Origin of the sequence: Nocardia sp. JMUB6875, from assembly GCF_041154655.1 — a bacterium.
GTDB lineage: Bacteria > Actinomycetota > Actinomycetes > Mycobacteriales > Mycobacteriaceae > Nocardia.
Genome location: NZ_BAAFGR010000267.1, coordinates 1 through 7,248, shown reverse-complemented (window position 1 = coordinate 7,248; position 7,248 = coordinate 1). Strand labels below are relative to the sequence as shown.

The 7,248-nt window shown below is 68.5% G+C and carries 7 protein-coding genes and 1 pseudogene; 4 read left to right on the top strand and 4 right to left on the bottom strand.

What is annotated here, in order from left to right; all coding sequences use genetic code 11:
- Positions 1–6: 6 nt before the first annotated feature.
- Entirely contained in the window at positions 7–378 is a 372-nt protein-coding gene (locus tag ACAM49_RS37380) for a hypothetical protein (protein ID WP_369640259.1), read from the bottom strand.
- Between the two features lie 84 nt (positions 379–462).
- On the opposite strand from ACAM49_RS37380, the gene ACAM49_RS37375 reads away from it, so the two are divergent.
- Both ACAM49_RS37375 and ACAM49_RS37370 read left to right on the top strand, forming a co-directional pair.
- On the top strand, positions 463–906 hold the full coding sequence (locus ACAM49_RS37375) for a DUF3151 domain-containing protein (protein ID WP_369640258.1): 444 nt from the start codon (positions 463–465) through the stop codon (positions 904–906).
- Between the two features lies 1 nt (position 907).
- On the top strand, positions 908–2,059 hold the full coding sequence (locus ACAM49_RS37370; RefSeq protein WP_369640257.1) for an aromatic acid exporter family protein: 1,152 nt from the start codon (positions 908–910) through the stop codon (positions 2,057–2,059).
- 273 nt (positions 2,060–2,332) lie between these two features.
- On the opposite strand, the gene ACAM49_RS37365 is transcribed toward ACAM49_RS37370, so the two are convergent.
- Together ACAM49_RS37365 and ACAM49_RS37360 are read right to left on the bottom strand one after the other, a co-directional pair.
- Positions 2,333–3,118, bottom strand: a complete 786-nt coding sequence (locus tag ACAM49_RS37365) for a site-2 protease family protein (RefSeq protein WP_369640256.1) — start codon at positions 3,116–3,118, stop codon at positions 2,333–2,335.
- A 58-nt stretch (positions 3,119–3,176) separates the two neighbouring features.
- On the bottom strand, positions 3,177–3,836 hold the full coding sequence (locus tag ACAM49_RS37360; protein WP_369640255.1) for a hypothetical protein: 660 nt from the start codon (positions 3,834–3,836) through the stop codon (positions 3,177–3,179).
- A gap of 281 nt (positions 3,837–4,117) precedes the next feature.
- Between ACAM49_RS37360 and ACAM49_RS37355 the strand changes: the two genes are divergently transcribed.
- Positions 4,118–5,407 carry an adenylosuccinate synthase gene (locus tag ACAM49_RS37355; protein WP_369640254.1) on the top strand — a complete coding sequence of 430 codons (1,290 nt, stop codon included), beginning with the start codon at positions 4,118–4,120 and terminating at the stop codon, positions 5,405–5,407.
- A 69-nt stretch (positions 5,408–5,476) separates the two neighbouring features.
- On the opposite strand, the gene ACAM49_RS37350 is transcribed toward ACAM49_RS37355, so the two are convergent.
- Positions 5,477–6,967 carry a PLP-dependent aminotransferase family protein gene (locus ACAM49_RS37350; RefSeq protein ID WP_369640253.1) on the bottom strand — a complete coding sequence of 497 codons (1,491 nt, stop codon included), beginning with the start codon at positions 6,965–6,967 and terminating at the stop codon, positions 5,477–5,479.
- 62 nt (positions 6,968–7,029) lie between these two features.
- On the opposite strand from ACAM49_RS37350, the pseudogene ACAM49_RS37345 reads away from it, so the two are divergent.
- Positions 7,030–7,248 (top strand): annotated as a pseudogene (locus tag ACAM49_RS37345) (hypothetical protein); the annotation flags it as partial.

Below are 7,248 nucleotides of genomic sequence, written 5' to 3'. Positions count from 1 at the left end.
CATCCGCTACGAGGAACCCAAGCGCGCCGGGCGGGCGGGCTTGGGTTCCTCGTAGCGGATGGTTGCGAAACCGGCCGGACCGGACTTGGCGGGTTTGGGTGCGCCGGTACGGATTTCCTCGGTGCGGGAGTTGGCCGAGGGGATCACCTCGGTTGCGGCGGTCGGCGGGGCGGCGTCGGCCGGGGGCTTGCCTGGTGCGGCATCGGACTTGCCGGGCGCGGAGTCCTTACCGCCCTCCGGTGCGTCGCCCTTGGCAGCGGACTGATCGGCAGAGTTCTTGGCGTCGGCGGGAGCGCTGGTGTCCTCGGTGCCTGCGGCGGGCTGGGTTGCCTGGTCGGCAGGGCCCTGCGGCTGCTGGTCGTCTTTCGGGTTGGACACGCGGCTACACCCCTCGCTTCGGCGGAACTGTGATTCGACGGTCAGCCTACTGAGCAAATCGGGCGGCGGTGCAGAATGATCGGCATGACCTCCTTCGGTGATCTGCTCGGACCGCAGCCGGTCCTCCTTCCGGAAAACATCGAGGCGGAGGACGCGCTGCTGCAGAACCAGGACCCGGTGCAGGTCGCCGCGGCGCATCCGACGGCCTCCATCGCCTGGGCCCATCTGGCCGAAGCCGCGCTGGCGCGGGGCGAGCAGGGCGAGGGTGAGGTCAACCACGACGTCATCTCCGCCTACGCCTTCGCCCGCACCGGCTACCACCGCGGCCTGGACCTGTTGCGCCGCAATGGCTGGAAGGGCTTCGGCCCGGTGCCGTGGAGCCACGAACCGAACCGGGGCTTCCTGCGCAGTGTCGGCGCGCTGGCCAAGGCCGCCCGCGCCATCGGCGAGACCGACGAGTACGCGCGCTGCCTCGACCTGCTCGAGGACTGCGATCCGCGGGCAGCCGCCGAGCTCGGCCTCGACTGACTTGAGTTCCGGCCTAGGCGAAACCCTCGACGCCGCCCGGGAGAGCGGCGTCACTCGCGTGCGCCGGGCCGCGACGCGGGTTCGGTCCTCGCTGCTGCCGATCGTGCAGTGCGCGATCGGCGCGGGCATCGCCTGGCTGATCGCCCACAATGTGATCGGCCACGAACACCCGTTCTTCGCGCCCATGGCCGCCATGATCTCGATCGGGGTGTCCTTCGGGGCGCGGCTGCGGCGCTCGATCGAACTGATCGTCGGCGTGGCCGTCGGTATCGGCATCGGCGACCTGTTCGTCTCCCGGGTGGGCACCGGCACCTGGCAGATCGTGTTGCTGGTCTTGGTCGCCATGTCCACGGCCGTCTTCCTCGACGGCGGACCGGTCATCACCATGCAGGCGGCCAGCTCCGCGGTGCTGGTGGCCACGCTGTATCCGCCCGGCCAGGGCGGCGCGTCTCTGCGCATGATCGACGCCCTGGTCGGCGGTCTGGTCGGCATCGTGGTGGTGGCGGCCATCCCCCTGCATCCGGTCCGGCGCGCCCGCGAGCAGGCGGCCGGAATCCTGGAGGTGATGGGCAAGGCCCTCACCGAATGCGCCGACGGACTGCTCGAACACGATGCCGCGAAGATCAAGGAGGCGCTCGAGGCCGCGCGCGGCACCCAGGGCGCGATCGATTCCCTGCGCAACACCCTCGAGGGCAGCAAGGAGATCATTCGAATCTCCCCGCTGTACTGGAACTCTCGCAACCGCTTGCAACGCCTGCGCGAGGCCGCCGACCCGCTCGACAACGCTATCCGCAATACCCGTGTCCTGCTGCGCCGCGCCCTCACGTCGGTGCGCGACGACGAGGTGATCGATCCCCGGCTGATCGCCGAGGTCGAGAAGCTGGGTCAGGCCGTGGACGTGGTGCGCCGCATGATGCTCGCCGACCCGGACGAGAAGCCCGATCCGGCCGAGGCCACCCGGGTGCTGCGCTCGGTCGGCAAGGGCGCCACCAAGGACCTGGTGAACGGCGCGGGACTGTCCACCCACGTGGTGTTCGCGCAATTGCGTTCGATCGTGGTCGATCTCATGCAGGTGTGCGGCATGCGCCGCCTCTCGGCCATGGCGCTGCTCCCGCCCACCGTGTCGAATCCCTATGTGACGCCGATCGATTGAGCACTACCTGCGGGCCGATCCGGCCCGTCTGCGGGTACCTGCTCTTGATCTTCGGGTAGTGCGCTACTCGCGTTCGAGCGCCCGCGTCGCTCTACCGTTCATTACAGGCCGGATTGACGAGGGGTAATCCGGTACCGGCTCGCAGCGACGGGTGGCAACGGTGCTTGTAGTGGGCTCAGCAGGCGGGGAGGACCTGAACGCCCACGCCTGACCGCTGTCGCTGCGAATGGGGCCGCCCGATAACCGGGTCGTTCGGGCGGCCCACCCACCGGATCAGCGCCAGAAGCGGGTCAGGGCGCTGCCCGCCGACCACCACCAGCCGGGCAGTCCCGAGAGCTCGAACAGCGCGTTGATCCCGTCGAAGAACAGTCGGTTGAGCTCCGGGGTGAACAGCAGCGCGAACAGGATCAGGATGCCGAACGGCTTGATCTGATCCAGCGACCGCCGCGTCTGATAACTCAGCGACGGCTCCAGAATCCCGTAGCCGTCGGTGCCCGGGATCGGGATCAGGTTCAGCACGGTCGCCGTAATCTGCAGGAACGCAAGGTAACTGAGCCCGAACCAGAACGCCGGATGCGACGTGGTGCTGCCCCACAGGCGCACGATCACCAGCAGGATCACGGCACACAGCGCGTTCACCGCCGGACCTGCGCCGCTCAGCAGCCGCTGCGTGCGCGGACTGAAGTTGTGCGAGTGCACGTACACCGCGCCACCCGGCAGCGCGAACCCGCCGATGGCGATGAACAGCACCGGCAGCCCGATCGACAAGAGCGGATGGCTGTACTTGAGCGGGTTCAGCGTCAGATACCCGCGCATCTCCACTTCCCGGTCCCCGGCCCGCCACGCCACGAAGGCGTGCGCGAACTCGTGCAGGCAGACCGACACGATCCAGCCCGCGACCACCAGGATGAACACCCCGAACTGGGCTTGGCGCGAGAAGCGATCCGCGTCCCAGGCGAGCGCGCCGCCCACCGCCGTGATCACCACGACCAGCAGGAACACCGGACTGGGCCGGATCGCTCCGCCGGATGCCCGGCCCACCGCGCGCGGGTAATTCACCTGTCTGCTCCCAACTGGTCGGCTCGTAGGTCCTGCCGATTCCCATTCTGGGGGTGAATCAGCGAACCAGCAGCCAAGGCTCGTGGTGTCGATAGAACGTGGACCGCTTCACCAGCCGATCGGTGGTGATCCCGTCGCGGGTGACGATCGCGCCGTGCGTGCCCAGCTGCATGGCGCGCCCCTCGACCCAGCGCTTCTTGCGCAGCCCGCGTTGCACGGTGGCGTGCAGGCCCGGCATCTCCAGCATGGGCGAAACATGCAGTGCCGCGACCTTTCCCGTGAACAGCCGGGTGTCGTCGACGTAGGCCTCGCCCTCGAGTTTCGCGCCCGCCTCGCCGACGATGGTGGCGCGGCCGATGAGCACCTTGCCGGTGTCGTCGCGGATCAGCGGGGTCTCGGTGGCCTTGCCCTCGAGCGCGCGCTTGGCGGCGGCCGAGCCGGTGCCGGTCTCGTAGGCGCGGGAGCCGTAGGTGCGGTCGATGGGCACGTAGCCGATCTCGACGCCCAGGCGTTCGGTGCGCATCAGGTGGGTGAGCACCGCGGCCAGTCCCGCGTCCTCACCGAGCACGATGAGCCGGGGCAGGCTGTCGGCCGCCATCACCGGGAGCAGCTCGTCCAATTGGGCGGTGTCCGGTATGGCCGAGGTCTGGGTGAGGGGTAGAGATGCCAGCGCGATTGGTACCGGCGCGCCGTCGCAGCGGAGAACATGGGTACTCAACTGCCGAACACCCTCCTCTGGCTCTGGCCTGCCAACACCTTGCCGCCTCGCTGCGTTTCGATGGACCCCCTGCCGGTCCCTCTCCCCGTGCCACCATAACCCTGTCTCATTTGCCGCGCTGTCCTCGCTGCGCATCCGTTATGGGCGGTTTCTCCGGACCTGGGCCTTGCACCAGGACGTATAGGGCCGTCCAGTAAAGTGTGCCTACGGCCACCGCCTTCTGACGGCGGGTAGCTGCAGCAACACAGGTGCTGCGCGTCGAACCCGTAGGAGACACTCACATGCCGGCAATCGTGCTGATCGGCGCCCAGTGGGGCGACGAGGGCAAGGGCAAAGCGACTGATCTGCTCGGCGATCGGGTCCAGTGGGTAGTTCGATACCAGGGCGGCAACAACGCGGGACACACCGTGGTGCTGCCGAACGGTGAGAGCTTCGCCCTGCATCTGATCCCCTCCGGCATCCTCACCCCCGATGTGACCAACGTCATCGGCAATGGCGTGGTGGTCGATCCGGGCGTGCTCCTCGCCGAACTCGCCGGTCTGGAAGAGCGCGGTGTGGACACCTCCCGCCTGCTGCTCTCGGCCGACGCGCACCTGATCATGCCGTACCACGTGGCCATCGATAAGGTCACCGAGCGCTTCCTCGGCAACAAGAAGATCGGCACCACCGGCCGCGGCATCGGCCCGTGCTACCAGGACAAGGTCGCCCGCGTCGGCGTCCGCGTGGCCGATGTGCTGGACGAGAAGATCCTCACCCAGAAGGTCGAGGCCGCACTGGAATTCAAGAACCAGGTGCTGGTGAAGATCTACAACCGCCGCGCGCTGGATCCGCAGCAGGTGGTGGACGAGGTGCTGGAGAAGGCCGAGGGCTTCAAGCACCGCATCGCGGATTCGCGGCTGCTGCTCAACCAGGCGCTGGAGCGCGACGAGATCGTGCTGCTGGAGGGTTCGCAGGGCACCCTGCTGGACGTCGACCACGGCACCTACCCGTACGTGACCTCGTCCAACCCGACCGCCGGTGGCGCGGCCGTGGGCGCGGGCGTCGGGCCGAACAAGATCAACACGGTGCTCGGCATCCTCAAGGCCTACACCACCCGCGTCGGCTCCGGCCCGTTCCCGACCGAACTCTTCGACGAGTCCGGCGCCTACCTGGCCAAGACCGGCGGCGAGGTCGGCGTCACCACCGGCCGCGCGCGCCGCACCGGCTGGTTCGACGCCGTGATCGCCCGCTACGCCACCCGCGTCAACGGCATCACCGACTACTTCCTCACCAAGCTGGACGTGCTCTCCAGCCTGGACACCGTCCCGATCTGCGTGGCCTACGAGATCGACGGCGAGCGCGTCGAGCAGATGCCCACCACCCAGACCGAATTCCACCACGCCAAGCCGATCTACGAGGAGATGCCCGGCTGGTGGGAGGACATCTCGGGTGCCCGCACCTTCGAGGATCTCCCGGCCAACGCTCAGGCGTACGTCAAGCGCCTGGAAGAGCTTTCGGGAGCACGTGTTTCGTGCATCGGCGTCGGCCCCGGCCGCGACCAGACGATCGTCCGCCACGACATCCTGGCCTGAGCCGCCCTCGGCCATAAAGCATTTCGCCCCCGTCGCATCGAATGCGACGGGGGCGAAGTCGTTTTCGGCTCAGTAGGTGATGAGCGGCGAGAGGGGGTCGGCGGCGTGCGGGGTAAGGGCTGTGTAGGCCGCCGCGAGCGACTTCACCGCGATGCGGATGTCCGACTCCTCGTGGGTGAAGGGGAGGCGGATGAAGCGTTCGAAGGCGCCCTGGACGCCGAAACGCGGTCCGGCGGCGAGGAGTACGCCGTGGTTGGGGGCCGTCGCGGCGAGGGCGGTGGAGACCGGGGTGGGGAGCTGGGCCCAGAGGGACATGCCGCCGACTCCGGGGGCGACACGCCAGTCGGGGAGTTCCTCGGCGAGGGATTCGAGCAGGACGGCTCGGCGGGAGCGGAGCTGATCCCTTCTGGCGGTGAGGATTTCGTCGGCATTGCGGAGCAGGTGGACGGTGGCCAGCTGATCCATGACCGGGGTGCCGAGGTCGACGGTCGAGCGAATGCCGAGCAGCTTGGTGATGAGGGCCTGATTGGCGCGCACCCAGCCGACACGCAGGCCGCCCCAGAAGGACTTGGAGGCGGAACCGATGGTGACGATCTCGGAGTTGCGGGCGAAAGCCGCCACGGGCGGCGGGGATTCGAGATCGGAGAGGTTCAGATCGACCATGGATTCGTCGACGATGACCGTCATGCGGGTCTCGCGCGCGATGGTGGCCAGTTCGGCCCGGCCCTCGGCGTCGAGCAGGTGGCCGGTGGGATTGTTGAAGTCGGGAATCAGGTAGGCGGCGCTGGCGGCGGTCTGCCGTGCGGCGCTGCGGATTCCGTCGAGATCCCAGCCGTCCGGGCGCATGGGCACCGGCACCGGGCGGGCGCCGACATCGCGGATCGCCTCGATGGCGTTCGGGTAGGTGGGGTGCTCGATGAGGACGCGCTCGGCGGGCGTGGTGAGCACATTGAGCAGCAGGCGCAGGCCGTGCTGCGCGCCCAGGGTGATCAGGATCTGATCCGGTTCGGTGGGCAGGCCGCGCTCGGTGTAGCGGCGGGCCAGCGCCTCGCGCAGCATGAGCACGCCGACGGGATCCATGCCGTGCGTGCCCAGGTAGGTCGGCAGTCCTTGCAGGGCAAAGGAATACGCGTCGGTCATCTGCGGCGGGGCGGACATGGCGGCGAAGGTCATATCGATGGTCGGCACGTCCGGCTGGGCCATGGTGGCGAGCAGGCTGCGGGCCGGCTTCGCGCCGTCGTGCACCACGGTCGGCGGCAGTGCCACGGTACTGCGGGACCCCTGGCGGCTGATCAGGTAGCCGTGTTCACGCAGCAGCGTGTACGCCGAGGTGACGGTGGTGCGGCTGACCTCGAGGCTGGTGGCCAGATCCCGCTCGCTGGGCAGTGCCACCCCGAGCGGCGCGCGGCCGTCGTGAATGAGCAGCCGAATGCTCTCGGCCAGTGCCACATACGCGGGCCGCGCCGAACGCTTGCCGTTGTCGGTGGCCCCCGATTCCTCGTTCCGCCACCGCCCAAGATCGCGCGTCAGGCTGGCCGCGCCGATAACTCGTGTCGCCATACAGTCCAGTATCGGGGCACTGGATATTTTCTTCAAGTCCAAGGGAAGGCCACTATTGGTTCATGGTCGCCCTGCTCGCCTCCCTCCTGATCGTCGCCGCCTTCGCCGTGCTCGTCTACCGGTACGCACCCAAGTCGGACGAACGCTGGGGCGCGCTCCTGGAGCGCTACCGCCCCCACGCCCCCATGTCGGACTGGTCAGTCGCCGAATATGAAGCGTCCCGCCAGTATTCGGACCTCACCGCCATCGCGTCCCTCCGCCCGGACGCCCACCCGCCGACC

Coding starts and splice junctions, on each gene's coding strand:
- ACAM49_RS37355 (WP_369640254.1), top strand. CDS start 4,118: ATGCCGGCAATCGTGCTGATCGGCGCCCAGTGGGGCGACGAGGGCAAG.
- ACAM49_RS37375 (WP_369640258.1), top strand. CDS start 463: ATGACCTCCTTCGGTGATCTGCTCGGACCGCAGCCGGTCCTCCTTCCG.
- ACAM49_RS37350 (WP_369640253.1), bottom strand. CDS start 6,967: ATGGCGACACGAGTTATCGGCGCGGCCAGCCTGACGCGCGATCTTGGG.